This window comes from Lysobacter auxotrophicus, from assembly GCF_027924565.1.
In the GTDB taxonomy this organism is placed as follows: domain Bacteria; phylum Pseudomonadota; class Gammaproteobacteria; order Xanthomonadales; family Xanthomonadaceae; genus Lysobacter_J; species Lysobacter_J auxotrophicus.
The window spans coordinates 851,379-876,539 of sequence record NZ_AP027041.1 but is presented as its reverse complement, the minus strand read 5'-3'; the positions used below and the strand labels follow the sequence as shown (position 1 = coordinate 876,539).

The following is a 25,161-nucleotide window of genomic DNA, read 5'->3' as shown; positions in this document are numbered from 1 at the left end:
GGCACATGGCGCCGGGCGATGCAGCGGCCCGGCGAGCGCGAAACGGCATGCGCCTAGAAGGAGACCTCGACCGCCGAGCGCGCCCACAGCACCGACTCGTGCCCGGTCATGCGTTTCCACGCCAGCCGGATCGCCTCGATGTCCTCGCGCGGCTTCGCTCCGCCCTCGTGCAGCACCACGAGCACCTTGGCGCGCTGGCGCACCAGCCGGCCGTCCTGCTGGAACCGCCACTGGCCGTAGCCGTCGAGCACCGTCAACCCGTCGGGGAAACGCGGCGTGACTTCCGCATCGAGGAATGAGCGCCACTGCGCATCGTCGATCACGCCCGTGCCGTCCTCGTTGCCGACCGCGAAGTACAGCTCGCTGCGGATCCACTCCGACGATTGCGCCGGTCGTGCGGCGTCACCGTGCATCGCGGCGGTCGTCGGTGCGGTCGTCGTGCAGCCGGTCAGGGCCATCGCCGTGAGCACGGCCGACAGCACGAAGCGATGAAGCGTCATGGCAGGAACCTCGCGGCCTGTTCCGGTGTCGGGATCATGCAACGTTCGTGACGGCCGAACATCCGGTAGCGGTTGCGCGCAAGCGTGCGATACAGGCGATCGCGCAGGCCCCGCGGCACGACGCGCACGACGGTCGCAAGTCGCCATACGCCGCCAAGGCCCGACAGCACGCGCACGATCGCCTCCGAGTCGGTCCACGCCGCGTTCCCCTCGACCAGCAGGAACGACAGCGGATCGTCGGCGTCGAGGCCGTGCGCGGCAAGCAGCGCGCGACCGCTTTCGCCCTGCATGGCCGCGAAGCGATAGCGCCCGCGGCGATCGTGTCGCGACAGGAAACGAACCCAGCCGTTGCACAGCACGCAGACGCCATCGAACACGATGACGGCGCCGTCGCGTCGGTGCTCAGTCGACATCCAGCCACCCCCGGTAATGGACGAGACGGCCGACCCACGGCAGCGTCGCGTACACGTCGAACCGGTAGCGGCGATCGCGTTCGTACTCGCGCGCGCCCACGCCTTCGAACCAGCGGCGGGGCAGCGGCACGCCCATCGCGCGCACCTTCGCCACGTGCCACACAACGGCATGACCGGCGCCAAGCGGCGCGACCTCCAGACGAAAGGCAAACGTGACCAGGCCGAGGCGTTCGCACAGCAGCGCTTCGTTCGCCCACAGGCGCGAGCGCATCGCGCGGCCGGCGAACAGGCGCGACCAGCGCTCGCCGTGCGCGGCGCTGTCGATCTCCACGTCGATGGTGCCGCGGCCGTGCGCCGGAAGCCGCGTCGCCCAGGCGCACAGTCGCGACAGCGCGCCGTCGCCGCGCTCGACTTCGACCTTGCCGCGATACCGGTGGAAACCGACGCGTTCGTGCAACGTGCGCACGGTGGGCGGCAGATCGTCGAAACGCGCCGACAGCAGCTGACGGTACAGCGGCGTCGGCGGCGTCGCGCTCATCCGCGTGGTTCGATCCAGACCAGCGATGCCATGCGTCCGCCGCGCTGGTCGCGACGGTGCGAGAAGAAGCGCTGCGGCTCGGAGATCGTGCACAGCCCGCCGCCATGGATGCGTTCCGGGCGCACGCCTGCCGCCTGGAGCCGGCGTCGCGCGAGCGCATACAGGTCGACGCGCCAATGGCCCGGGCGCGTGGCGAGGAAGGCGGTTCGTGCGCCGGCATCGTCGGAAACGAATGCGTCGAAGACGTCCTGACCGATCTCGTAGGCCTGCGGGCCGGCCGCCGGGCCGAGCCAGGCGTGCACGCGATCCGGCGCGGTGCGCATCACGGCGAGCGTGTTCTCGAGCACGCCACCGGCCAGGCCGCGCCAGCCCGCGTGCGCGCCACCGACCTCGCTGCCGTCGTCGGCGCAGAACAGCACGGGAAGGCAATCGGCGGTGAGGATCGCAAGCACGACGCCGGGTTCGGAGGTTACCGACGCATCGGCCTCGACTTCGCTCGTCGAAGGCGCATCGAAACGATGCACCTGCGTGCCGTGCACCTGTCGCAGCCAGCACGGCGCCGATGGCAGGCGCGCGTGTTCGATCAGCAGCGCGCGATTGCGCTCGACCGCTTCGGCGTCATCGCCCGCGCGAAGGCCGAGGTTGAAATGATCGAACGGCGGCGCCGAAACGCCGAGACCGTGGCGCAGCGTAGTGAATCCATGCACGCGCGCCGGCGCGGGCCACTGCGCGTCGATCCACGCGGCGGCCACGATTCAGCGGTCCTTTTCGGCCGCAGCCGCCGTGTCGGCGCGCAGCACGCGCACCAGCTGCGTGAGGTCGTCCGGCACCGGCGCGGTGGTGCGCACGGGTTCGCCGGTGACCGGATGCGCGAACTCCAGCGTCTCGGCGTGCAGCGCCTGGCGCTTGAAACCGCGCAGCGTCGCGACGAGGTCCTCGGTCGCGCCGCGCGGCAGCTTCAGCGGTCCGCCGTACAGCGGATCGCCGACGATCGGATGCTTCAGGTGCGCCATGTGCACGCGGATCTGGTGCGTGCGGCCGGTTTCCAGGCGGCATTCCAGCAGCGTGTGCGCGCGGAAGCGTTCGCGAAGGCGGTAGTGCGTGACGGCGTCGCGGCCGTCCTCGCGCACGGCCATGCGGATGCGATCGCGCGGATGCCGGTCGATCGGCGCATTGGCCGTGCCGCCGGACACCAGCGAACCGACGACGACCGCCAGGTACTGGCGATGGACCTCGCGCGAGGACAGTTGCTCGATGAGCGCCGTGTGCGCCGGCAGCGTGCGCGCGACGACCATGACGCCGGAGGTGTCCTTGTCGAGCCGGTGCACGATGCCCGCGCGCGGCAGCACGTTGAGCGACGGGTCGCGATGCAGCAGCGCGTTGACCAGCGTGCCGGCCGGATTGCCCGCGCCCGGGTGCACGACCAGGCCCGCCGGCTTGTTGATCACGAAGACGTGCTCGTCCTCGTAGAGCACGTCAAGCGCGATGTCCTCGGGTTCGGAATGGGTCTGGACGTCGAGCTGCGCGTGCAGCGTCACCGTCTCGCCGCCGCGTACCGGATCGCGCGGTCGGACCTCGCGGCCGTCGAGGCGGGCATCGCCGGACTTGATCCATGCGGCGAGGCGGGAGCGGGAGAAATCCGGGAACAGCTCGGCCAGGACCGCGTCGAAACGACGGCCGGCGGCGGCGTCCGGGACGGTCGCCTGCAGGGGGGCGGCGGGCGCGGGGGAAGGGGCAGTCATCGGACGGGCAGGATTCAGGGCAGGCAGGTGTGGACTGCTATTATCCGGTCTTCGTACCTTCGGCGCCCGTCGAGATCCCATGAGCCTACGTTCCGCCCCTTCGCGCCTGCTGGCCCTGCTGCTGATCGTTGCCTTCGCCGGCGTGGGCTGCAGCAAATTCAAAGACAAGGATGCGGACGAGGGCGTCCCGGTCGAGCAGCTGTACGAAAAGGCCCACAAGTCGATGACCAACGGCAACTGGGCGGCCGCCGAGACCACCTTCAAGCGCCTGGTCGCGCAGTACCCGTACGGGCCGTACACCGAGCAGGCGCTGGTCGAAACCGCCTACGCGCAGTACAAGGCCGGCAAGCACGATGACGCGATCAGCAGCATCGACCGCTTCATCCGCACCTACCCGACGCACAAGAACATCGCGTACATGTACTACCTGCGCGGCCTGTCGAACTCCAGCCGCGACACGGTGTTCCTGCAGAAGGTGTGGACGCTGGACGCCAGCCGCCGCGACCTCGCCACCCCGCTGCAGGCGTTCAACGATTTCTCGATCGTCGCCGACCGCTACCCGAACAGCCGCTACGCCGCCGACGCGCGCCAGCGCATGATGGGCCTGCGCGACATGTTCGCCCGCCACGAGCTCGATACGGCCCTCTACTACCTGCGCCGCACGGCGTACGTCGCGGCCGCCGAGCGCGCGAAGTTCCTGCTGGAAACCTACCCGCAGAGCTCGTACCAGAACGATGCCGTCGCGACCCTGGCCGCCGCGTACGAAGGACTGGGCAACGAAGCGCTCGCCGCCGACGCCCGCCGCGTGCTGCAGCTCAACGACCCGAGCCACCCGTTCCTCGCCGGCAAGTGGCCGGATTACCCGAGCAACTGGCGCAAGCTCAACCCGTTCGCGGGCGAGAAGTCGGCGCTCGACAACGACTGATCGGGCTTTGTCGGTGCAATGAAAACGCCGCCTTCGGGCGGCGTTTTTGTTTGCGCAACCGCTGGAGCCGAAGCCGGTGGTTGTCGCCTTTGTAGCCCGGGTGAGCGAAGCGCACCCGGGGAGGCGTGTCGGGCGTGGCCGACCCACGGCCGTGATTCCTGCGAAGGCGGAATCCACCTGTGACTGCATCACGCCGTCGTCGGACGTGACGGATCGGATGCCTGGATCCCCGCCTTCGCGGGAATGACGATAGCAACCGGTGTAGCTCGGAGAAGCGCGGCGTGTCCGGAGCCGAGAGCGCGTCGGCGCCCCGGATGCGCTTCGCTTAGCCGGGCTACCAAGGCCTGCGCGGTGACAGGGTGCGGGCCTGGGTCCCGGCTTTCGCCGGGATGACGATGGGGGCGGGATGACGATGCGGCGGAACAACCCGTGCGTGCAGTCGCCGACGTCCGGGTCCGTACGTCAGTGTCCGTAGCCGGGCGTCAGTGCCCGTACCCGTTCGTGATCGGATACCGCCGCTCGCGCCCGAAGGCACGACGCGACACCTTGGGGCCGGGCGCGGCCTGGTGGCGCTTCCATTCGCTGATGCGCACCAGCCGCAGCACGCGATCGACCGTCGCCTGGTCGAAACCGGCGCCGATGATGTCCTCGCGCGACTGCTCCTGGTCCACGTAGCGCAGCAGGATGGCGTCGAGCACATCGTACGGCGGCAGCGAATCCTGGTCCTTCTGGTTCTCGCGCAGCTCGGCCGACGGCGGACGGTCGATCACCGCCTGCGGGATCACGCGGTCGCCAACGGTGTTGCGCCAGCGCGCGAGCGCGAAGACCTCGGTCTTGTAGATGTCCTTGAGCGGCGCGTAGCCGCCGGCCATGTCGCCGTAGATCGTCGCGTAGCCGACCGCGTACTCGCTTTTGTTGCCGGTGGTCAGCAGCAGGCCGCCGAACTTGTTGCTCATCGCCATCAGCAGCGCGCCGCGGATGCGCGACTGCAGGTTTTCCTCGGTGGTGTCGACCGGGCGTCCGGCGAAGGTGTCCGACAGCGCGTCGAGGAACCCCTGGAAGGGTTTCTCGATCGGCAACGACAGCAGGCGCACGCCCTGCATGCGGCACTGCTCCTCGGCCAGATCGTTCGACATGCCGGCCGTGTAGCGCGACGGCATGCGCACGGCGGTGACGTTGTCCGCGCCCAGCGCATCGACGGCGATCGCCAGCACCAGCGAGGAGTCGATGCCGCCGGACAATCCCAGCCACGCATGCTTGAAGCCGTTCTTGGCGAAGTAGTCGCGCGTGCCGCGCACCACCGCGCGCCACGCGAGCGCGTCGCGGCTTTCGTCGCCGTCTTCCATCCACTGCACCGGCGCGAAGCGGCGCGAGTCGGGATCGAAATCGACCACCAGCCACTGGTCGGTGAAAGCCGCCGCGGCGGGATGCACGGTGCCGTCGCCGTCGGCCACGACCGATCCGCCATCGAACACCACCGCATCCTGTCCGCCGACGGTGTTCACGTAGACCAGGCCGACGCCGGTTTCCTGCACGCGCTGCGCGAGCAATGCGTCGCGGTCGGCGTGCTTGTCGCGTTCGAACGGCGATGCGTTCGGAATGAGCACGATTTCCGCGCCCTTCGCCACCGTGCTGGCGAGCGGTTCGGGGAACCACAGGTCCTCGCAGATCAGCAGCCCCACCTGCACGCCGTCGACATCGAACACGCAGTCGTCGCGATCGGGATCGACGTCGAAGTAGCGGCGCTCGTCGAATACGGCGTAGTTGGGCAGTTCGCGCTTTCGATACGTATGCGAGACGTGTCCGTCGCGCAGCACGCTGGCGGCGTTGTAGACGACGCTGCCGGCGGCCTGCGGCCAACCGACGACCGCCACGATGCCGCGCACGCCGGCGGCGATGCGTTCGATCTCGGCCTGGCAATCGGCGAGGAACGACGGCCGCAGCAGCAGATCCTCCGGCGGGTAGCCGCTGAGCGCGAGTTCCGGGAAGAGGACGACGTCGGCGCCGTATTGGTCGCGCGCCTGCCCGATCATTTCCGCGATGCGCTCGGCATTTCGCTGGACGGCGCCGACCGGGAAGTCGAACTGGGCAAGGGCGATGCGTAGGGGGTTGGGCATATCGATGCTTCGGCTATCGCTGGGCCCCTCTCCCGCTTGCGGGAAAGGGGTGGGGTGAGGGCCAACCGCCAGCGCTTCGTGAATGGCACCCAGCACCGCTTCGACCCGCGTCAGGACATCATTGTTCCAGAATCTGGCGACACGATAGCCTGCGCGCCGTAGATGGGCTGTCCTCGCGTTGTCGGTGACCACGGCCGCAGTGTGCTGGCCGCCATCGAGCTCGACGATCAATCTCGCTTCGATGCAGGCGAAATCGGCAATGTAGGGGCCGATGGGAACCTGCCGGCGGAACTTGCAGGCCATGAGCGCGCGGTTGCGGAGGAAGAACCACAGGTGGCGCTCCGCATCGGTCATCGTGCTCCGAAGATGGCGGGCGAAGTCGCGTTTCTGACCTTTGCGCATCGAACGGCTCCATGAGCTTCTTCCGCTACGTTGCCGGTGAATGACAGACGCCCGGTATCGGAGAACGCCCCGCTTGCCCTCACCCCAACCCCTCTCCCGCATGCGGGAGAGGGGCTACCTCACGCGTCGGAAAACCCTTGTGGGCATTGCGCGCGATAGCCCCTCTCCCGCGCGCGGGAGAGGGGTTGGGGTGAGGGAAACAAAGCTCTCGCCCCGTCAGAAAAAGCGCCCCACGAAAAAGGCCGCCCGGAGGCGGCCCTTTCGATACCAGATCGCGAAGCGCTTACTTCGCCAGGCGCTTGGCGATGGCCGCGCCGAGGTCGCCGGGCGACTTCACCGTGGTGACGCCGGCCTTTTCCATCGCGGCGAACTTGCCTTCCGCCGTGCCCGAGCCGCCCGAGGCGATCGCGCCCGCGTGGCCCATGCGCTTGCCCTTCGGGGCGGACGCGCCGGCGATGAAGCCCACCACCGGCTTGGTCACGTGCTTGGCGATGAACTCCGCCGCTTCTTCTTCGGCCGAACCGCCGATCTCGCCGACCATGATGATGCCTTCGGTCTGCGGGTCTTCCTGGAACAGCTTCAGCGCGTCGATGAAGTTGGTGCCGTTGATCGGGTCGCCGCCGATGCCGATGCAGGTCGACTGGCCGAGGCCGACGTCGGTGGTCTGCTTCACGGCTTCATAGGTCAGCGTGCCCGAGCGCGACACGATGCCGATCTTGCCCGGCATGTGGATGTGGCCCGGCATGATGCCGATCTTGCACTCGCCCGGCGTGATCACGCCCGGGCAGTTCGGGCCGACCAGCACGGTGTCGGGGTAGCCCTTCAGCGCGTTCTTCGCACGCAGCATGTCCAGCACCGGGATGCCCTCGGTGATGCACACGATGACCTTGATGCCGGCAGCGGCCGCTTCCATGATCGCGTCGGCCGCGAACGGCGGCGGGACGTAGATGACGGACGCGTCGGCGCCGGTGGTCTTCACGGCTTCGGCGACGGTGTTGAACACCGGCAGGCCGAGGTGCTGCGTGCCGCCCTTGCCCGGCGTGACGCCGCCGACGACCTGGGTGCCGTATTCCAGCATCTGCTGGGCGTGGAAGGTGCCCTGCGAGCCGGTGAAGCCCTGGACGATCACCTTCGTGTTCTTGTTGATCAATACGCTCATGGTGTCGTCAGTCCTTACTTGCCGGCGACGGCCGCAACCGCCTTCTTCGCGCCGTCGTTGATGTCGTCGGCCGGCGTGATCGCCAGGCCCGAGTTCTTCAGCAGTTCCTTGCCGGCTTCGACGTTGGTGCCTTCCAGGCGAACGATCACCGGGACCTTGACGTCGACTTCCTTCACCGCGGCGATGATGCCTTCGGCGATCATGTCGCAGCGGACGATGCCGCCGAAGATGTTCACGAAGATCGCCTTCACCTTGTCGCTCGACAGGATCAGCTTGAAGGCCTCGGTTACGCGCTCCTTGGTGGCGCCGCCGCCGACGTCGAGGAAGTTCGCCGGCTCGCCGCCGTTGAGCTTGATGACGTCCATCGTCGCCATCGCCAGGCCGGCGCCGTTGACCATGCAGCCGATGTTGCCGTCCATCGTGACGTAGTTGAGGTCATGCTGGCTGGCCAGCACCTCGGTCTCGTCTTCCTGGCGGATGTCGCGCATCGCCACCAGTTCCGGATGACGGAACGAGGCGTTGTCGTCGGAGTCGACCTTGCCGTCGAGCACGGCGAGGTCGCCGTTGGTGAGGATCGCCAGCGGGTTCAGTTCGACCAGCGCCAGGTCCTTTTCGTTGAACAGCTTGTACAGGCCCAGCATGATCTTGGTCAGCTGGTTCACCTGCTTGGCGTTCAGGCCCATCGCGAAGCCGAGGTCGCGGCACTCGTAGGGCTGCAGGCCCTGTACGTAGTTCACGTGCAGCGCGTGGATCGCTTCGGGCTTCTCGGCGGCCACCTGTTCGATGTCCATGCCGCCCTCGGCCGAGGCGATGAAGGTGACCGACTTGGTGGAGCGGTCGACCAGCACCGACAGGTACAGCTCCTTGGCGATGTCGGTGCCTTCGGAGATCAGGACCGCATCGATCGGCAGCTCGACGCCCGCCGTCTGGTAGGTCGCCATCTTCGTGCCGAGCATCGCGGCGGCGTACTGCTTCACCTCATCGAACGACTTGGCGAGCTTGACGCCGCCCGCCTTGCCGCGGCCACCGGCGTGGATCTGCGCCTTGACGACCCACAGGTCGCCCGGGATGGCCTTGGCGGCCGCGACGGCTTCGTCCGGAGTGCGCGCGACGCGCCCGGTCGGCACCGCGATGCCGTAGTCGGCAAACAGCTGCTTTGCCTGATATTCGTGAAAATTCATGCGTCACCGAGGGGAGAGAAAAGAATCCCCGCGGCCGGCACCGCTCCGGTGGCCCGAGGAAGCACGGGACCGCCGTTACGTCGAGCGCGAGGGGGCGGTATTGTCGCCCATCCACGCGGCCCGGGCAAAACCGCCCGGCGGTCGGCCCGCCGTGCTGGCGGTCCGAACGCGCCGCCAGCCATACTCGGCACATCGTTTTCGCACGGAAGGAATGCCGCTTGTCGATCGCCTCCGCCCGGCCGCCCGTCGCCGCCGACGCCGACAGCGCGCTTCGCCGCGAGCTGTATTTCTTCACGCTCTACCGCCTGTTCGAGGCGGCGCTGCTGGTGTTTTTCCTGTTCGGCCCGGCTACGGGGCTGGTGGAGCCCCTGCGCAATGCGCTGGGTGCCCGCTCGATCGCCCTGTCCTACCTTTTCATCGCCGCGCTGCTGTTCGCCTTCGGCCGGCGCGGGGAATTGCGCGCGCAGACGCTGACGGGCATCGGCGCGGACCTGTTCTTCGGCCTGCTGGCGATGCACGCGATGCCCGCCGCCGGCACCGGCATCGCGCTGATGCTGCTGTTCAACGTCGGCGCGGCCGCCTTGCTGCTGCCGGCGCGGTACGGCCTGGGCGCGGCGGTGGTGGCGGTGATCGGCCTGTTCGGCGAGTGGATCTGGACCCGGTTCGACACCGAAGCCGGCGGCCGTACCCTGGCCGAACCGATGATGTTCGCCGTGGGTTACATGGCGATCGCCACGCTGACCAGCATCCTCGGCCGGCAGATGCGCGAGAGCTACGACCTGGCCGAACGCCGCGGCGCCGAGGCCGCGCACCTGGGCGAGATCAACGAACTGATCATCCGCCGCCTGCGCACCGGCGTGCTGCTGGTGGATCGCGGCGATCGCATCCGCCTGGCGAACGAAGCGGCGATGCTGCTGCTCGGCGACGCCGGCGAAAGCACCGACCTGCACGGGCAGCGCAGCCTCGCCGTGGCGGCACCGGAACTCGCGCGACGCCTCGAACGCTGGCGCCAGGACGGCAGCCACAACGACAGCCCGCTGCAGCTCGCGCCGGATCTTCCCGAAGTCGTGCCGCGCTTCACCCGGCTGCTCGCCGGCAGCGAACAGGTCCTGGTCTTCCTCGACGACACCTCGCTGCTATCGCGCCACGCCGAATCGATGACGCTTGCGACGCTCGGCCGTTTTTCCGCGAGCCTCGCGCACGAAATCCGCAACCCACTGGCGGCGATCAACTACGCCGTGCAGCTGCTGGAGGAGTCCGACGACATCCCCACCGCCGAGCGCCGCCTGCTGGAAATCATCCGCCAGCAGGGCATTCGCATGAACGGCATCGTCGAGAACGTGCTGGGCATGGCCCGCCGCGAACCGGCCAAGCCCGAACACGTCGAGCTGGTCGCGTTCGCCAAGCTCTTCGTCGAGGAATACCTGGCGAGCCATCCGCTGGACTTGGACACGCTGCGCAGCACCTCGCAGATCCCGCGCCTGCCGGTGCTGATCGACCCGCGCCATCTGCATCAGGTGCTCACGGTGCTGGTGTCGAACGCGCTGAGCTACGGCCGCATGCCGGGCGAGCCGGCGCGCGTCACCGTCAGTGTGTATCCCGACGATGCCGGCCTGCCCTGCATCGACGTGCTCGATCGTGGCCCGGGCATCCCCGAATCGGTAGCGTCGCGGCTGTTCCGGCCGTTCTTCACCACGTCCAGCCACGGCACGGGCCTGGGCCTCTATATCGCGCGCGAGCTGTGCCGGGCGAACCAGGCAACGCTGGATTACGTCGCCATGCCGGGCGGCGGGGGATGCTTCCGGGTGCGCCTGATCGGCAGCCACACGCTGCTGTCTTCGTGACCTGCGTTCCTGAACAGGGCGATCCATGCCGTCGCGCTTGGCGCCCCGCACGACCTTAAGTTATCGTGAAGGCCGGAGGAAAAATGGCCGAAACACGTAGTGCATTGGTGGTCGACGACGAACGCGACATCCGCGAACTGCTCGTCATGACCTTGGGCCGCATGGGCCTTCGATGCGACACCGCCTCCACGCTCGGCGAAGCCCGCGGCCAGCTCGCGCGCAATCGCTATGACCTGTGCCTGACGGACATGCGCCTGCCCGACGGCTCGGGCATGGACCTGGTGGCCGAGATCAGCCAGAAGCATCCGGAAACGCCGGTCGCGATGATCACCGCCTTCGGCAACGTCGAAGCCGCGGTGGAAGCGCTGAAGGCCGGCGCCTTCGACTTCGTCGCCAAACCCGTGGACCTGGCCGTGCTGCGCGATCTCGTGCGCCACGCACTGGACCTCAACGAACGCCGCAAGAGCGCGCCGCCGGCCGACGCCGTGGCCGCGCGCCTGTACGGCCAGTCGCCGGCGATGGCACAGCTTCGCGGCACCATCGCGAAGGTCGCCCGCAGCCAGGCGCCGGTGTACATCGTCGGCGAGTCGGGCGTGGGCAAGGAGCTCGTCGCCCGCACCATCCATGCCGAAGGCGCGCGATCGACCGGGCCGTTCGTGCCGGTGAACTGCGGCGCGATCCCCGCCGAGCTGATGGAAAGCGAGTTCTTCGGCCACAAGAAGGGCAGCTTCACCGGCGCGCATGCCGACAAGCCGGGCCTGTTCCAGAGCGCCGACGGCGGCACGCTGTTCCTCGACGAAATCGCCGAGCTTCCGCTGGCGATGCAGGTCAAGCTGCTGCGCGCGATCCAGGAAAAGTCGATCCGCCCGGTCGGCGCGAATGCCGAAGTGCCGGTGGACGTGCGCATCCTCTCGGCCACGCACAAGGACCTCGCAGCGCTGGTCGCCGACGGCCGCTTCCGCCAGGACCTTTACTACCGCATCAACGTGATCGAACTGCGCGTGCCGCCGCTGCGCGAACGCCAGGACGATCTGCCGGGACTCGCCGAGAAGGTGCTCGCGCGCCTCTCGCTCGCGCAGGGTCGTGTGTTCCCGCCGACGCTCAGCGCGGACGCGCTCGACACGCTGCGCGCGTACGCCTTCCCGGGCAACGTGCGCGAGCTGGAGAACATCCTCGAACGCGCGCTCGCCCTTGCGGAAGGCGACAGCCTGACCGCCGAGGACCTGCGCCTGCCGAAGCCGGCGAACGCGCCCGCCGTACCATCGAATGGCCACACGGGTGCGGCCACCGCACCGGCGAATCCTGCATCGCCGCCGCTGGTGGTGCCCGGTCAGCCGACGCAGGCGATCGATCCGCGCACGCTCAACCCGCGTGACACCGCCAGCAGCCCCCTGCCCTCGTACATCGAGGAAATCGAACGCGCGGCGATCCAGCAGGCGCTGCAGGAAAACCGCTACAACAAGACGCGCACCGCGGCGGCACTGGGCATCACCTTCCGTGCGTTGCGGTACAAGCTGAAGAAGCTGGGCATCGATTGAGGTTGTCGCGCGGACTCCACGCGCGATGCGCATTGCATCGCGCTGATCGTTCAACGCATTGGTGACGGCGTCGCGTCGCTTGAACTTCGCATCGATGTTTCGCTGCATGCGTGGACGCGGCAGTCGTCTCGCATGTTTCGCGGCACGGGATGCACGCCACTTCGGGCTCGCTCGCAGGTAGGCAGCCGCCCTACTTTCCAGCCGTACGCACCCGTACCGGCATGTGGGGGAACCCCGGACGAGCTGACGTAAATGGTCAGCTCGCGGCCAGCATGACAATCTGCGTCACCCGGCCTTCGGCGGGTTCTGACATTTAGCGTGACCTCATCTCCAGTTCAGCGCGCCCGTGCACGGAAAAGCTTGTTGGCACGGCTTATGCGTGTACCTTTGCGGCACGTGCAGTGAGCACGGCTGCCCGAGGACCGGAAACGCCGGCCCACAGGCACGTGATGTCAAAACACTCCTAGGGGAAATCGTATGAAGAAGCAGCAGGGCTTTACCCTCATCGAACTGATGATCGTCGTCGCGATCGTCGCCATCCTGGCCGCCATCGCGCTGCCGGCTTACCAGGACTACATGAAGCGTTCGAAGGTCTCCGAAGCCGTCGCCACCGCCGGCGCGTGCAAGACCTCGGTCGCCGAGTACGCGGCTGCCACCAGCAAGCTGCCGGCCGACATCAACGCGGCCGGTTGCAGCAACGTCGCCAGCCAGTACGTCTCTGCCGTTAACGTCACCAAGGGCGTCATCGACGTGACCCTGCAGGGCGTTGGCACCGGCGTCGACGGCAAGAAGCTGACGCTGACCCCGACCAAGGACGCCGCTGGCGCCACCGCCGGTGACGGCGACAACATCGTCGGCTGGAAGTGCAGCACGGACGCCGAAAAGAAGTTCGTGCCGGGCTCCTGCCGCGGCTAATCGCTGTACGCGACACGCTGTTGAAAAAGGGGAGCGCATGCTCCCCTTTTTCTTTGGTTCGCGCGGTAGCATCGGCAGTACCGCTTGGGGAAGTGGAAATGAACGTCAATACGCAACGGCACGGGGCAGCACTGCTCTGGATCTTCATCGCGTCCGGATTCGCCGGACTGATCTACCAGTCCATCTGGACGTCGTACCTCGGCTTGTTCCTCGGCCATTCCGCCTACGCGCAATCGCTCGTGCTCATCCTGTTCATGGGTGGCATGGCGCTGGGCGCGTGGCTGGTGAGCCGTCGCAGCGAGACCCTGCGTCGACCGTTGCTCTGGTACGCAGCGATCGAGCTGGTGATCGGCGTGCTGGGCCTGACGTTCAATCAGGTGTACGGATGGTCCACCGGGCTGGCCTATGACGTGTTGTTCCCCGGGGCGGGCAGCCTCGCGTCGGTCAATGCGATTCGCTGGACGCTCTCGGTCCTGCTCGTACTGCCGCAGTGCATCCTGCTCGGCGCCACCTTCCCGCTGATGAGCGCCGGCTTCCTGCGCCTGCGTCCAGACGCGGACGGCAAGGTCATCGCAGGCCTCTATTTCACCAACAGCATCGGCGCCGCCGCAGGCGCGCTGGCTGCAACGTACCTGCTGGTTCCGCGCGTCGGGCTGCCCGGCACCGTGCTCACGGCCGGTATCCTCAACATCCTCGTCGCGTTCGCCGTTTATCCGATCAGCAAGCACGAGCCCGCAGCCACGGTCGCCACGCCCGGACCGAAGCCCGGCGCCGACAGCGCAACGCCGACCCTCATCCTCGTCGCGGCCGCGATCACCGGCCTGACTTCGTTTGTCTATGAAATCACCTGGGTGCGCATGCTTTCGCTGGCGCTCGGGACCACGATCCATGCGTTCGAGCTGATGCTGGCGGCTTTCATCGCGGGCATCGCCTTCGGTGGCCTGTGGCTCAGTCGCAACGCCGATCGCATCCGATCCCCGCTGAAAATGGTCGGTTGGGTGCAGATCTGGATGGGCGTTGCGGCACTGGTTTCGATGTTCGTCTACGCCAACGCCTTCGAGTGGGTCGGCTGGCTGATGCGGGTGATCACGCGGACCAGCGAAGGTTATTCGCTGTACAACGTGTCCAGCGGGTTGATCGCCCTGCTAGTCATGTTCCCCGCGGCGTTCTTCGCCGGCATGACGCTCCCGCTCCTCACCGTGATCCTGCTGCGAAACGGGGCCGGCGAGCGTGCTATCGGGCGTGTCTATGCGGCAAACACGCTGGGTGCGATCGTCGGCGTCTTGCTCGCGGTGCATATCCTGCTGCCCTACATCGGCCTCAAGATGGCGCTCTGGGTGGCCGCTGCCGGCGATCTGGTCCTCGGCATCGTGCTGCTGCGGCGTTTTGCATCCCGACGCTTCCTCGCACAGGCGCCGGTCATGGCGGGCGCGGCGGCCGTGATCGCGCTGGCTGCAAGTCTGCTGCTCGTGCGGTTCGACCCGGCCGTGCTCGCTTCCTCCGTGTACCGCACCGGTGCCACCACGCTGGGCGACACGACGAAGATGCTGTTCTATCGGGACGGCAAGACCGCCAGCGTTGCGGTGTACGAGTCGTTCAACCAAGGTAAGCGGAACTGGGCGATCGCGACCAACGGCAAGGTGGACGCCGGTCTCTCGCCCTCCCTAAAGGACGAACCACGCTCCGACGAGTCGACGATGGCGCTTCTTGCCGCCTTGCCGCTGTCGTTGAAGGACAAGCTCGACGAGGTGGGCGTCATCGGGTTCGGCTCGGGCATGACCACGCACACGCTGCTGGGTAGCAAGCGCGTCGGCCGCATCGACACCGTCGACATCGAGCCGATGATGGTGGAAGGCGCCAAGGTGCTCGGCCCACGCGTGCACCGCGCCTACGAGGACCCCCGTTCCCATATCATCATCGACGATGCGAAATCGTACTTCTCTTCGTCGCGCAGACAGTACGACGTGATCATCTCGGAGCCCTCCAATCCGTGGATGGGCGGCACCGCATCGCTGTTCTCGTCGGAGTTCTACCGCTTCATTCCGCGTCACCTGAAACGTGACGGGCTCTTCGTACAGTGGCTGCAGCTGTACGAAATCGACCAGACGCTCGTCAGCTCCGTCCTGAACGCGATGCTGCCCGAGTTCAACGACGTCCAGGCGTATCTCGCGAATTCCGGCGACCTGATCCTCGTTGCCTCGCCGCACGGCAAGGTTCCTCCGCTGCGGGATCTCGTCTCGCGGGACGCCGCGCTTCGTGAGGAATTGGCGCGCGTGGGTTTCGGGACGCTCCGGGACCTGCAGGACACCTATGCGCTGAATCGACAGGGCCTCACCGCGTTCGCCAGCATCTTCCCTTCCCAGGCGAACTCGGATTACTTCCCCGTTTTGCAGCTCAAAGCGCCGGAGTCTCGCTTCAAGCGCGACATGGTGTGGGACATCGGCACTCTGTTGAGTGCACCTTGGCCAATTACCGCGACACTGGCCGATCTGCCGGTGCGTCCGCTCGACTCGACGCTGCCGAACAAGAAGCGGGAGATTGCGAGCGATGTAAAGCTCCGTGCGGCACGCGAACTGCGGACCGCCCTGGTCGATGGCCGCCCCATCGACGGAGCCTACGCGCGCCAGGGCGACGCGATGCAGTTGGAAGCCCTCCGGGGTCTTGCCAAGTCGTGCATGCTCGATCAGGCACCGGCGCAGAGCGCGCAGATCATGATCTCGCTGGCCATCGAAACCATCCCCTTCCTCGATGAGGCCGCAAACCAGGATCTGTGGGTGAAGCCAGTCTGGCTGGGCAACTGCCAGCCATCGAACCCGCTGGTCGTGGATACGCTCAAGCTACTGGCGGCGACCTCGCAACATCGACACGCCGACGTCATCGCTGCGGGACGACACCTGCTGAGCGGTCCGGAGTCCGGAGCCATCCTGGTGAACCAGACCTCGACCTATTACGTGTGGGGCGCGATGCAATTGGCCGCGTTCAGCCTGGACGACCCGTCGGTCGCTCGTGAACTGCACGCGCAGTACGCCGACAAGCTTCCCGCCTCGGTCGTCGGACAAACCCCGGTTCGCATGTTGAGTGCGCTGGCAACCTCCGGACGGAGCGAGGGCAAGGACGCGAAGCAGGCCGCCGGGAGCCGTTGAGCCCCGGCTCGCGGCTTCACGCGAATTACGTGAAACACGTGCCGTCCCCGGCCAAAGGATTGATGTACATTCCCCGGTGGGGAAGTACCTGGGGACCACCATGAACGCAGCCGCCACCGCCAATCTGGTGGGGATAACCGGCATCGCCCGGCGCCTCGTCCTGGACGGAGCGCTGGACGATTCGGCCGCTCGTCAGGCGCTGAGCGCCGCGACCGCCGCCAAGCAGCCGATCACCGCCTACCTGGCCGAAAAGCGCCTCGTGACGCCGGCGCAGCTGGCGGCCGCCAACTCGATCGAATTCGGCGTGCCGCTGTTCGACGCGACGACGCTGGATCCGGCGCAGACGGCCATCAAGCTGGTCAACGAGGCGCTGGTCCGCAAGCATCAGGTGCTGCCGCTCTACCGGCGCGGCAACCGCTTGTTCGTCGGCGTTTCGGATCCGACCAACACGCAGGCGCTGGACGAGATCAAGTTCCAGAGCAACCTCGCGATCGAGCCGATCCTCATCAGCGAGGACCAGATCCAGCGCTGCATCGACAAGTGGCTCGAGGCCAGCGATGCCCTCGCCGATACGGTCGGCAGCGACGAGGGCCTGGAGAATCTTGATATCTCCGGCGGCGAAGAGGTCTCCAGCGACAGCACCGTCGATGTCAAGACCGACGACACGCCGGTCGTGAAGTTCGTCAACAAGGTGCTGGTGGATGCGATTCGTCGCGGCGCCTCGGACATCCACTTCGAGCCGTACGAAACCGAATACCGCGTGCGCCTGCGCATCGATGGCCTGCTCAAGCAGGTCACGAAGGTGCCGACCAACCTCGCCGGTCGAATCGCCGCGCGCCTTAAGGTCATGTCGCAGCTCGACATCGCCGAAAAGCGCGTGCCGCAGGACGGCCGCATCAAGCTCAACATTTCCAAGACCAAGCAGGTCGACTTCCGCGTCAGCACGCTGCCCACGCTGTTCGGCGAGAAGGTGGTGCTGCGTATCCTCGACGGCAGTGCGGCCAAGCTGGGCATCGACAAGCTCGGTTACGAGGACGACCAGCGCGCGCTCTATGAAGCCGCGCTGGCGAAGCCCTACGGCATGGTGCTGGTCACCGGCCCGACCGGCTCGGGTAAGACGGTGTCGCTCTACACCGGCCTGAACATCCTCAACGAGGAAGAGCGCAACATCTCCACCGTTGAAGACCCGGTCGAAATCCGCGTGCCGGGCATCAACCAGGTGCAGATGAACGTCAAGCGCGGCATGACCTTCGCCGCCGCGTTGCGCAGCTTCCTGCGACAGGACCCGGACGTGGTGATGGTCGGCGAAATCCGCGACCTGGAAACGGCGGAGATCGCGGTCAAGGCCGCACAGACGGGCCACCTGGTGCTCTCCACGCTGCATACCAACGACGCCCCGCAGACCGTCTCGCGCCTGATGAACATGGGCATCGCGCCCTACAACATCACCTCGTCGGTGACGTTGATCATCGCGCAGCGACTCGCCCGCCGCCTGCACGACTGCAAGCGCGAAGTGCCGTTGCCGGACCACGCGTTGCTGGCCGAAGGCTTCACCCAGCAGGAAGTGGATGCCGGCCTGAAGATCTACGAAGCCGTCGGCTGCCCCGACTGCACCGAAGGCTACAAGGGCCGAACCGGCATCTACCAGGTCATGCCGATGACCGAGAAGATCCAGGCGATCGTGCTCCAGGGCGGAAACGCGCTGGACATCGCCGAAGCGTCCAAGCAATCCGGCGTCCGCGACCTGCGTCAGTCGGCGCTGCTGAAAGTGAAGAACGGCGTGACCAGCCTCGCCGAAATCAACCGTGTAACCAAGGACTAACCCATGTCCGCGACCCGTACCGCGACTCGCACCGCGACCAAAACCGCCCCCGCCGCCCGTCGTCCCAACGGGATGGACACCTTCGTCTGGCAAGGCACCGACAAGCGCGGCAAGGTGATGAAGGGCGAGCAGCCGGCGAAGAACGCCAACTCGCTGCGCGCCGAACTTCGCAAGCAGGGCATCACGCCGCGCACGGTGAAGGTGAAGGGCAAGCCGTTGATGGGTGGCGCCGGGCGTCGCATCACGCCGCTCGACATCGCCATCTTCAGCCGCCAGCTTGCGACGATGATGAAGTCGGGCGTGCCGATCGTCGGCGCGATCGAGATCATCGCCAACGGCAACAAGAACCCGAAGATGACCACGCTCCTCAACACGATCCGCTCGGACATCGAGAGCGGCTCGTCGTTGTACGAGGCGTTGAGCAAGCATCCGGTCCAGTTCGACGAGTTGTACCGCAACCTGGTCAAGGCCGGTGAAGGCGCGGGTGTGCTGGAAACGGTGCTCGACACCATCGCCACCTACAAGGAAAACATCGAAGCCCTGAAGGGCAAGATCAAGAAGGCGATGTTCTACCCCGCCGCGGTCGTTGCGGTGGCCCTGATCGTGTCGGCGATCCTGCTGGTGTTCGTGGTGCCGCAGTTCGAGAGCGTGTTCAAGAGCTTCGGCGCGGACCTGCCGGCGTTCACCAAGCTCGTCATCGCGATGAGCGATTTCATGGTGGCCTACTGGTGGCTGGTGGGCGCGATCGTGGGCGGCGCCATCGTCGCCTTCATCATGGCGCAGAAGCGCTCGGTCGCATTCTCAAGATTCCTCGACCGAACCATGCTGAAGCTGCCGGTCATCGGCCAGATCCTGCACAACTCCGCGATCGCACGCTTCTCGCGCACGCTGGCAGTGACGTTCAAGGCGGGTGTGCCGCTGGTGGAAGCGCTCGACATCGTGGCCGGCGCGACCGGCAACTGCGTCTACGAAGACGCGGTACGCAACATCCGCGACGACGTGTCCGTCGGTTACCCCGTCAACATGGCGATGAAGCAGGTCAACGTCTTTCCGCACATGGTCGTGCAGATGACGGCGATCGGCGAAGAAGCCGGCGCGCTCGACACGATGCTGTTCAAGGTCGCCGAGTTCTACGAGCAGGAAGTGAACAACGCGGTCGACGCGCTCTCCAGCCTGCTGGAACCCATGATCATGGTGTTCCTGGGCGTGGTTGTCGGCGGCATGGTCGTGGCGATGTACCTGCCGATCTTCAAGCTCGGCGCGGTCGTGGGCTAAGCGCCCGCGATCACGCCGGACGGAACTTCGGGCACAATCCCGCGCATGGCATTTCTCGATCAAAACCCCGCCATCGGATTCCCGCTGACGGCCGGGCTCGGCCTGCTGGTCGGCAGCTTCCTCAACGTGGTGATCCTGCGCCTGCCCAAGCGGCTGGAATGGCAGTGGCGCCGCGACAGCCGTGAAGTCCTCGGCGAACCGGACACCTACGATCCGCCGCCTCCCGGCATCGTGATCGAGCGCTCGCACTGTCCGCATTGCAAGCACCAGCTGTCGTGGTACGAGAACATCCCGGTGTTCAGCTACCTCGCGCTGCGCGGCAAATGCCGCAACTGCAAGGCACCGATCTCGCCGCAGTACCCACTCGTCGAACTGCTGACCATGCTGCTCGTGATCGCGAGCGTGTGGCGCTTCGGCTTCGGCTGGCAGGGCTTCGGCGCGATCGTCTTCACGTGCTTCCTGATCGTGCTCTCCGGCATCGACCTGCGCACGCAGTTGTTGCCCGACCAGCTCACCTTGCCGTTGATGTGGCTGGGCCTGATCGCGGCGTCGGACAACCTCTACTTCCCGGCCAAGCCCGCGCTGCTCGGCGCGGTCGCGGGCTATCTCAGCCTGTGGATCGTCTGGTGGCTGTTCAAACAGCTCACGGGCAAGGAAGGCATGGGGCATGGCGACTTCAAGCTGCTGGCCGCCATCGGCGCCTGGGCCGGGTTGAAGGGCATCCTGCCGACCATCCTTCTCTCCTCGGTCATCGGTGCGGTGATCGGTTCGATCTGGCTCGCCATGAAGGGCCGCGATCGGGCGACACCGATTCCGTTCGGCCCGTATCTCGCCATCGCCGGCTGGATCACCTTCTTCTGGGGCGACCAGATGGTCGGTACCTACATGCAGTTCGCCGGCCTGAAATAGGCGATCGCAGCCCGCCGGTTTACCCTGACCGCTCCCACGCGACGCGCAGGCCCATGAGCGAGTTCATCGTAGCCGTCACCGGAGGCGTCGCGTCCGGTAAGAGCGAAGTGACGCGCCACTTCGAGGCGCTCGGCATCGTGGTGGCCGATGCGGACGTGGCGGCTCGCATCGCCGTCGAACGCGGCTCGGCGGGATTGGCGGAAGTCGTCGCCGCCTTCGGTGACGAAGTCCTCGCGCCCGACGGCAGCCTCGATCGCGCCGCGATGCGGCGTTACGTATTCGGCGACGAAACCGCGCGCCGCCGGCTGGAAGCGATCGTCCATCCCCGCGTTCGCGCGAGTCTGCGCGATGCCTGCCTCGCAGCGCCGGGGCCGTACGCGGTCGCCGCGATTCCGCTGCTCGCCGAAGGCGGCGGGAGGGAGGCGTATCCGTGGTTGTCGCGCATCCTTGTGGTCGACGTACCCGTCGAGGTGCAGCGGGCGCGCGTGATGGCGCGCGATCGCGTCGACGCGGAACTGGCGCAGCGGATGATTGCGGCGCAGGCCACGCGCGACCAGCGCCTGGCGATCGCGGACGACATCATCGTGAATGACGGCCCCGTCGAGCTGCTCGCCTCGCACGTGGCCGCGCTGGATCGGCGGTACCGCGCATTGGCGGCAGCGCGCGGTTAGCGACACCCGATTACGGTCGGATCAGGTCGACGGCCACAACCCGCGGATCGCGGCGATGCCCTGCGCGCCGTGCGCACGTGCTTCGTCCACGTCGCCCGGACCGAGCCCGCCGATGGCGTAGATCGGCAGCGACACGCGTTCGCGCATCCCGGCGAAACCGCCCCAACCGATCCCCTCGACGCCGGGATGGCTTGGCGTCGGCTTCAACGTGCCCAGCACCGCGAAATCGCACGCCAATGCCTCGGCGGCAAGCAGGTCGTCGACGTCATGGCACGACGCGGCCAGCGACACGCCCGGAGGCACCGGACGCTCGGACAACCCGTGAAGCATGCGCGCCGGCAGATGCAGTCCGATGCCCAGTTCCAGCGCCAGCGCGCTATCGCCATTCACCAGCACGTCCGCGCCGGCGTGGCGGCACAGGGCCGCGGCTTGCGAAGCCAATGAATGCCAACGCTGCGTATCCAGTCCCGGCGCGCGCAACTGCACGCGTCGCACGCCGTTCGCGAGTGCGCGCTCCAGCCGCGCCAGCCATCCCGCGTCGCCCTCCTGAGGTGGCGGCGTGACGAGGTAGTGCGCCGGCTGCAGCAAGGCGGCGACGACCGGGCGATCCGCCGGCGGCATCGCATAACTGCCCAGCTTCTGGGGCGGCACCCACACCAGCGCCTGCCCTTCCAGCCCACGCGCGTGACCGCGCCAGGCGGCGATGCTGCGCACGTCCAGGCGAAGGCGCTTGTCGGGATAACGCTGGGGCACGTTGATCAGGGGCGCGCCGATGTCGACGTCGATCCCCAGTTCTTCGTGGAGCTCACGCGCCAGGGCCCCTTCGGCGGACTCGCCGGGCTCGTGCTTGCCGCCGGGGAATTCCCATAGACCCGCAAGGTCGCGGCCTTCGGTGCGCCGGGCGAGCAGCACGCGCCCGCGCGCGTCACGAATGACGCCGGCGACGACTTCGACATGGCGCAACGAGCCGCTGACCGCTTCGGGGGCGACCGCGCGCGCGACGTCCGTGGGAGAAGAGGTGCTCACCTGCTTACCGGGGCGGAGAACGCGTCCCGGGCGCCACCCTCCCCCGCTCGCGGGAGAGGGCGTCTGGAGCCGCTGCCGTCAGGCGATCTGCCCATGGCAATGCTTGTACTTCTTGCCGCTGCCGCACGGGCAGGGATCGTTGCGACCGACATTGGCGAACACGTCGCCACCCGCTGCAGCCTGCTGCGCCTGCGCGGCTTCCTCGTCGGCGCCGTAGCCGCCGGCGGACGCGTGCTGGAACTGCATCTGGCGCGCCTGCGCTTCGGCGGCCGCGCGCTCCTGCGCTTCCAGCGCGGCGACTTCGTCCTCGCTGCGGATGCGCACGCGCGCCAGCAGCGTCACGACTTCGCGCTTCACCTTCTCCAGCATTTCGGAGAACAGCTCGAACGCTTCCTTCTTGTATTCCTGCTTCGGCTGCTTCTGCGCGTAACCGCGCAGGTGGATGCCCTGGCGCAGGTAGTCCATGCGCGCCAGGTGCTCCTTCCAGTTCTGGTCGAGCACGTTGAGCATGATGTGCTTTTCCAGCAGGCGCATCGTCTCGCCGCCGAGCTGCGCTTCGCGCTGCGTGAAGTGGCCTTCGACGGCCTCCTGCACCAGGCGCTCGATCGTCTCGGCGTCGACTTCCTCGCTCTTGCCAACGAACTCGCCCAGCGACATCTGCACGCCGAACTCGGACGCGAGCGTCGCTTCCAGGCCCGGCAGGTCCCACTGGTCGTCCACCGAGTTCGGCGGCACGAAGCGCGCCACCATGTCGGCCACGACGTCGCCGCGGATCCCTTCGACGTTTTCCTGCACGCTGTCGGCTTCCAGCAGCTCGTCGCGCTGGCTGTAGATGACCTTGCGCTGGTCGTTGTTGACGTCGTCGAAGTCGAGCAGGTTCTTGCGGATGTCGAAGTTGTGGGCCTCGACCTTGCGCTGCGCGTTGGCGATCTGCTTGGTCACCAGCGGGCTTTCGATGATGTCGTCTTCCTTCAGGCCCATGCGCGCCATCACGCGCTGCACCCAGTCGGCCGCGAAGATGCGCATCAGGTTGTCTTCGAGCGACAGGTAGAAGCGCGAGGAACCCGGGTCGCCCTGGCGACCGGCGCGGCCGCGCAGCTGGTTGTCGATGCGGCGGCTCTCGTGGCGCTCGGTGCCCACGATGTGCAGGCCGCCAGCGGCCTTCACCGCTTCATGGCGCGCCTGCCATTCGGACTTCAGGCGGGCCTTGGTGACCTCGTCGATGTGGCCGTCGTTCTTGGCCTCGAGCTCGGCGATCTCGTTCTCGAGCGAACCGCCCAGCACGATGTCGGTACCGCGACCGGCCATGTTGGTGGCGATGGTGATCGCGCCCGGACGACCGGCCTGCGCGACGATCTGCGCCTCGCGCTCATGCTGCTTGGCGTTGAGGACTTCGTGGTGGATGCCGGCGTCGCGCAGCTGCTGGCTGAGCATTTCCGACACTTCGATCGACGTCGTGCCGACCAGCACCGGCTGCTTGCGCGCGTTGGCGTCCTTGATCTCGTTGAGCACCGCGCGGTACTTGCCGTTGCGGTTGAGGAACACCGCATCGGGGTGGTCCTTTCGCTGGATCGGCTTGTGCGTCGGGATCACGATGACTTCCAGGCCGTAGATGCTCTGGAATTCGTACGCCTCGGTGTCCGCCGTACCGGTCATGCCGGACAGCTTCTTGTACATGCGGAACAGGTTCTGGAAGGTGATGCTCGCCAGCGTCTGGTTCTCGCGCTGGACCGGCACGCCTTCCTTCGCTTCCACCGCCTGGTGCAGGCCGTCGGACCAGCGACGACCCGCGAGCGTGCGGCCGGTGAACTCGTCGACGATCACCACCTCGCCGTCGCGGACGATGTAATCCACGTCGCGCTGGTAGATGGCGTGCGCACGCATGGCGGCGTTGAGGTGGTGCACGACGCTGAGGTTCTGCGCGCCGTACAGCGTGTCGTCCTCGCCCTGCAGAATGCCGGCCTGGCGCAGCAGGTGCTCGGCGCGTTCCTGGCCTGCTTCCGACAGGTGCACCTGCTTGCCCTTCTCGTCGACCCAGTAATCGCCTTCGCTGTCTTCCGTCGCCTGGCGCGACAGCTGCGGGACGATGCGGTTGACCTTGATGTACAGCTCCGGCGACTCGTCTGCCGGGCCGGAAATGATCAGCGGCGTGCGCGCCTCGTCGATCAGGATCGAGTCGACCTCGTCGACGATCGCGTAATGCAGGCTGCGCTGGAAACGGTCTTCCTTCGACAGCGCCATGTTGTCGCGCAGGTAGTCGAAGCCGAATTCGTTGTTGGTGCCGTAGGTGATGTCGGCGGCGTACGCGGCGTGCTTGTCGCTGTGCGGCATGCCCGGGTAGACCACGCCGACGCTGAGGCCCAGCCAGTTGTACAGGCGGCCCATCCACGCCGAGTCGCGGCGGGCGAGGTAGTCGTTCACGGTGACGACGTGGACGCCCTTGCCTTCCAGCGCGTTGAGGTACACCGGCAGTGTGGCGACCAGGGTCTTGCCCTCGCCGGTGCGCATTTCGGCGATCTTGCCCAGGTGCAGGACCATGCCGCCGATCAGCTGGACGTCGTAGTGGCGCATGCCGAGCACGCGCTTGGACGCCTCGCGGCAGACGGCGAACGCCTCGGGCAGGATCTTGTCGAGCGACTCGCCATCGGCGATGCGCTTCTGGAACTCCGCCGTCTTGGCCTGCAATTGCTCATCGGAGAGCTTCTGCATCTCCGGCTCAAGCACGTTGATCTTGGCGACGGAGCGTTGCAGTTGGCGCAGCAGGCGATCGTTGCGGCTGCCGAAAACGCGGGTAAGCAGGCTGTTGAGCATGGAGTGCGACTGGGTCCGTTGTAGCGGAACAGGGATACCGGCGGGGCGGACGCAATCAGAGTCCGTGTCCGCCGGCGAGTTCCCCGAAGGAAGGCTCTGGCCGGCTCAAATGAAATCGGGGCGCCGCGCGCCCCGAAAGTCTCGAGCCTGAACTGTGGCCACGCCGATTGTAGCGTGTGGGCGAGCCGGGGTGCTTGCAAGCCATCGGCTTGCGCCCCGGCGAGCGCCCG

19 protein-coding genes and 1 pseudogene are annotated in these 25,161 nt (G+C 67.1%); 9 read left to right on the top strand and 11 right to left on the bottom strand.

Features of this window, described 5'->3' with window-relative positions; all coding sequences use genetic code 11:
* Positions 1-53: 53 nt before the first annotated feature.
* The 5 genes from LA521A_RS03875 to rluD are packed head-to-tail and all read right to left on the bottom strand — an operon-like array spanning position 54 to position 3,193.
* Positions 54-500 carry a DUF3574 domain-containing protein gene (locus LA521A_RS03875; protein ID WP_281781056.1) on the bottom strand — a complete coding sequence of 149 codons (447 nt, stop codon included), beginning with the start codon at positions 498-500 and terminating at the stop codon, positions 54-56.
* Positions 497-913 carry a thiol-disulfide oxidoreductase DCC family protein gene (locus LA521A_RS03870; RefSeq protein WP_281781055.1) on the bottom strand — a complete coding sequence of 139 codons (417 nt, stop codon included), beginning with the start codon at positions 911-913 and terminating at the stop codon, positions 497-499. Before LA521A_RS03870 ends, LA521A_RS03875 begins: the two co-directional genes overlap by 4 nt.
* Positions 903-1,451, bottom strand: a complete 549-nt coding sequence (locus LA521A_RS03865; RefSeq protein ID WP_281781054.1) for a DUF4166 domain-containing protein — start codon at positions 1,449-1,451, stop codon at positions 903-905. Before LA521A_RS03865 ends, LA521A_RS03870 begins: the two co-directional genes overlap by 11 nt.
* Positions 1,448-2,203 (bottom strand): peptidoglycan editing factor PgeF, encoded by a 756-nt coding sequence (gene pgeF, locus LA521A_RS03860; RefSeq protein WP_281781053.1) that lies wholly within the window; start codon positions 2,201-2,203, stop codon positions 1,448-1,450. Before pgeF ends, LA521A_RS03865 begins: the two co-directional genes overlap by 4 nt.
* A gap of 3 nt (positions 2,204-2,206) precedes the next feature.
* Positions 2,207-3,193 (bottom strand): 23S rRNA pseudouridine(1911/1915/1917) synthase RluD, encoded by a 987-nt coding sequence (gene rluD, locus LA521A_RS03855; protein ID WP_281781052.1) that lies wholly within the window; start codon positions 3,191-3,193, stop codon positions 2,207-2,209.
* Positions 3,194-3,272: 79 nt separating this feature from the next.
* Between rluD and LA521A_RS03850 the strand changes: the two genes are divergently transcribed.
* Positions 3,273-4,118 carry an outer membrane protein assembly factor BamD gene (locus LA521A_RS03850; RefSeq protein ID WP_281781051.1) on the top strand — a complete coding sequence of 282 codons (846 nt, stop codon included), beginning with the start codon at positions 3,273-3,275 and terminating at the stop codon, positions 4,116-4,118.
* Between the two features lie 482 nt (positions 4,119-4,600).
* Here LA521A_RS03850 and LA521A_RS03845 read toward each other — a convergent pair whose 3' ends face one another.
* From LA521A_RS03845 to sucC, 4 genes and pseudogenes are all read right to left on the bottom strand, one after another.
* The gene (locus tag LA521A_RS03845) at positions 4,601-6,235 is read right to left on the bottom strand and encodes an NAD+ synthase (RefSeq protein ID WP_281782002.1); all 1,635 of its coding nucleotides are present in this window, start codon (positions 6,233-6,235) and stop codon (positions 4,601-4,603) included.
* A 45-nt stretch (positions 6,236-6,280) separates the two neighbouring features.
* Positions 6,281-6,637: pseudogene (locus LA521A_RS03840) on the bottom strand (endonuclease domain-containing protein); the annotation flags it as partial.
* A 283-nt stretch (positions 6,638-6,920) separates the two neighbouring features.
* Complete coding sequence (gene sucD, locus LA521A_RS03835) at positions 6,921-7,796, bottom strand: succinate--CoA ligase subunit alpha (protein WP_115841436.1); 876 nt, start codon at positions 7,794-7,796, stop codon at positions 6,921-6,923.
* A 14-nt stretch (positions 7,797-7,810) separates the two neighbouring features.
* Positions 7,811-8,977 carry an ADP-forming succinate--CoA ligase subunit beta gene (sucC, locus tag LA521A_RS03830; RefSeq protein ID WP_281781050.1) on the bottom strand — a complete coding sequence of 389 codons (1,167 nt, stop codon included), beginning with the start codon at positions 8,975-8,977 and terminating at the stop codon, positions 7,811-7,813.
* 218 nt (positions 8,978-9,195) lie between these two features.
* On the opposite strand from sucC, the gene LA521A_RS03825 reads away from it, so the two are divergent.
* The 8 genes from LA521A_RS03825 to coaE all read left to right on the top strand — a co-directional run bounded on the left by LA521A_RS03825 (position 9,196) and on the right by coaE (position 21,094).
* Positions 9,196-10,821 (top strand): sensor histidine kinase, encoded by a 1,626-nt coding sequence (locus LA521A_RS03825; protein ID WP_281781049.1) that lies wholly within the window; start codon positions 9,196-9,198, stop codon positions 10,819-10,821.
* Positions 10,822-10,904: 83 nt separating this feature from the next.
* The gene (locus LA521A_RS03820) at positions 10,905-12,359 is read left to right on the top strand and encodes a sigma-54-dependent transcriptional regulator (RefSeq protein ID WP_281781048.1); all 1,455 of its coding nucleotides are present in this window, start codon (positions 10,905-10,907) and stop codon (positions 12,357-12,359) included.
* A 477-nt stretch (positions 12,360-12,836) separates the two neighbouring features.
* Complete coding sequence (locus tag LA521A_RS03815) at positions 12,837-13,274, top strand: pilin (protein ID WP_281781047.1); 438 nt, start codon at positions 12,837-12,839, stop codon at positions 13,272-13,274.
* A 98-nt stretch (positions 13,275-13,372) separates the two neighbouring features.
* Positions 13,373-16,417, top strand: coding sequence for a fused MFS/spermidine synthase (locus LA521A_RS03810; protein ID WP_281781046.1), 3,045 nt, complete (start codon positions 13,373-13,375; stop codon positions 16,415-16,417).
* A gap of 100 nt (positions 16,418-16,517) precedes the next feature.
* Positions 16,518-18,239 (top strand): type IV-A pilus assembly ATPase PilB, encoded by a 1,722-nt coding sequence (gene pilB / locus LA521A_RS03805; protein WP_281781045.1) that lies wholly within the window; start codon positions 16,518-16,520, stop codon positions 18,237-18,239.
* A gap of 3 nt (positions 18,240-18,242) precedes the next feature.
* Positions 18,243-19,514: a type II secretion system F family protein gene (locus LA521A_RS03800; RefSeq protein ID WP_484503970.1), complete on the top strand. Its 1,272-nt coding sequence runs from the start codon at positions 18,243-18,245 to the stop codon at positions 19,512-19,514.
* Between the two features lie 45 nt (positions 19,515-19,559).
* Complete coding sequence (locus LA521A_RS03795) at positions 19,560-20,423, top strand: prepilin peptidase (protein WP_281781044.1); 864 nt, start codon at positions 19,560-19,562, stop codon at positions 20,421-20,423.
* A 53-nt stretch (positions 20,424-20,476) separates the two neighbouring features.
* On the top strand, positions 20,477-21,094 hold the full coding sequence (coaE, locus tag LA521A_RS03790) for a dephospho-CoA kinase (protein WP_281781043.1): 618 nt from the start codon (positions 20,477-20,479) through the stop codon (positions 21,092-21,094).
* 21 nt (positions 21,095-21,115) lie between these two features.
* Here the strand turns inward: coaE and LA521A_RS03785 are convergent, their stop codons facing one another.
* Together LA521A_RS03785 and secA are read right to left on the bottom strand one after the other, a co-directional pair.
* Entirely contained in the window at positions 21,116-22,120 is a 1,005-nt protein-coding gene (locus LA521A_RS03785; RefSeq protein ID WP_281781042.1) for a Nudix family hydrolase, read from the bottom strand.
* A 78-nt stretch (positions 22,121-22,198) separates the two neighbouring features.
* Positions 22,199-24,931, bottom strand: coding sequence for a preprotein translocase subunit SecA (secA, locus tag LA521A_RS03780; RefSeq protein WP_281781041.1), 2,733 nt, complete (start codon positions 24,929-24,931; stop codon positions 22,199-22,201).
* Between the last annotated feature and the right edge of the window lie 230 nt (positions 24,932-25,161).

Coding starts and splice junctions, on each gene's coding strand:
- LA521A_RS03815 (WP_281781047.1), top strand. CDS start 12,837: ATGAAGAAGCAGCAGGGCTTTACCCTCATCGAACTGATGATCGTCGTC.
- LA521A_RS03870 (WP_281781055.1), bottom strand. CDS start 913: ATGTCGACTGAGCACCGACGCGACGGCGCCGTCATCGTGTTCGATGGC.
- sucC (WP_281781050.1), bottom strand. CDS start 8,977: ATGAATTTTCACGAATATCAGGCAAAGCAGCTGTTTGCCGACTACGGC.
- LA521A_RS03795 (WP_281781044.1), top strand. CDS start 19,560: ATGGCATTTCTCGATCAAAACCCCGCCATCGGATTCCCGCTGACGGCC.
- LA521A_RS03820 (WP_281781048.1), top strand. CDS start 10,905: ATGGCCGAAACACGTAGTGCATTGGTGGTCGACGACGAACGCGACATC.
- LA521A_RS03800 (WP_484503970.1), top strand. CDS start 18,243: ATGTCCGCGACCCGTACCGCGACTCGCACCGCGACCAAAACCGCCCCC.
- sucD (WP_115841436.1), bottom strand. CDS start 7,796: ATGAGCGTATTGATCAACAAGAACACGAAGGTGATCGTCCAGGGCTTC.
- LA521A_RS03875 (WP_281781056.1), bottom strand. CDS start 500: ATGACGCTTCATCGCTTCGTGCTGTCGGCCGTGCTCACGGCGATGGCC.
- LA521A_RS03810 (WP_281781046.1), top strand. CDS start 13,373: ATGAACGTCAATACGCAACGGCACGGGGCAGCACTGCTCTGGATCTTC.
- pilB (WP_281781045.1), top strand. CDS start 16,518: ATGAACGCAGCCGCCACCGCCAATCTGGTGGGGATAACCGGCATCGCC.
- LA521A_RS03850 (WP_281781051.1), top strand. CDS start 3,273: ATGAGCCTACGTTCCGCCCCTTCGCGCCTGCTGGCCCTGCTGCTGATC.
- secA (WP_281781041.1), bottom strand. CDS start 24,931: ATGCTCAACAGCCTGCTTACCCGCGTTTTCGGCAGCCGCAACGATCGC.
- LA521A_RS03845 (WP_281782002.1), bottom strand. CDS start 6,235: ATGCCCAACCCCCTACGCATCGCCCTTGCCCAGTTCGACTTCCCGGTC.
- rluD (WP_281781052.1), bottom strand. CDS start 3,193: ATGACTGCCCCTTCCCCCGCGCCCGCCGCCCCCCTGCAGGCGACCGTC.
- coaE (WP_281781043.1), top strand. CDS start 20,477: ATGAGCGAGTTCATCGTAGCCGTCACCGGAGGCGTCGCGTCCGGTAAG.
- LA521A_RS03865 (WP_281781054.1), bottom strand. CDS start 1,451: ATGAGCGCGACGCCGCCGACGCCGCTGTACCGTCAGCTGCTGTCGGCG.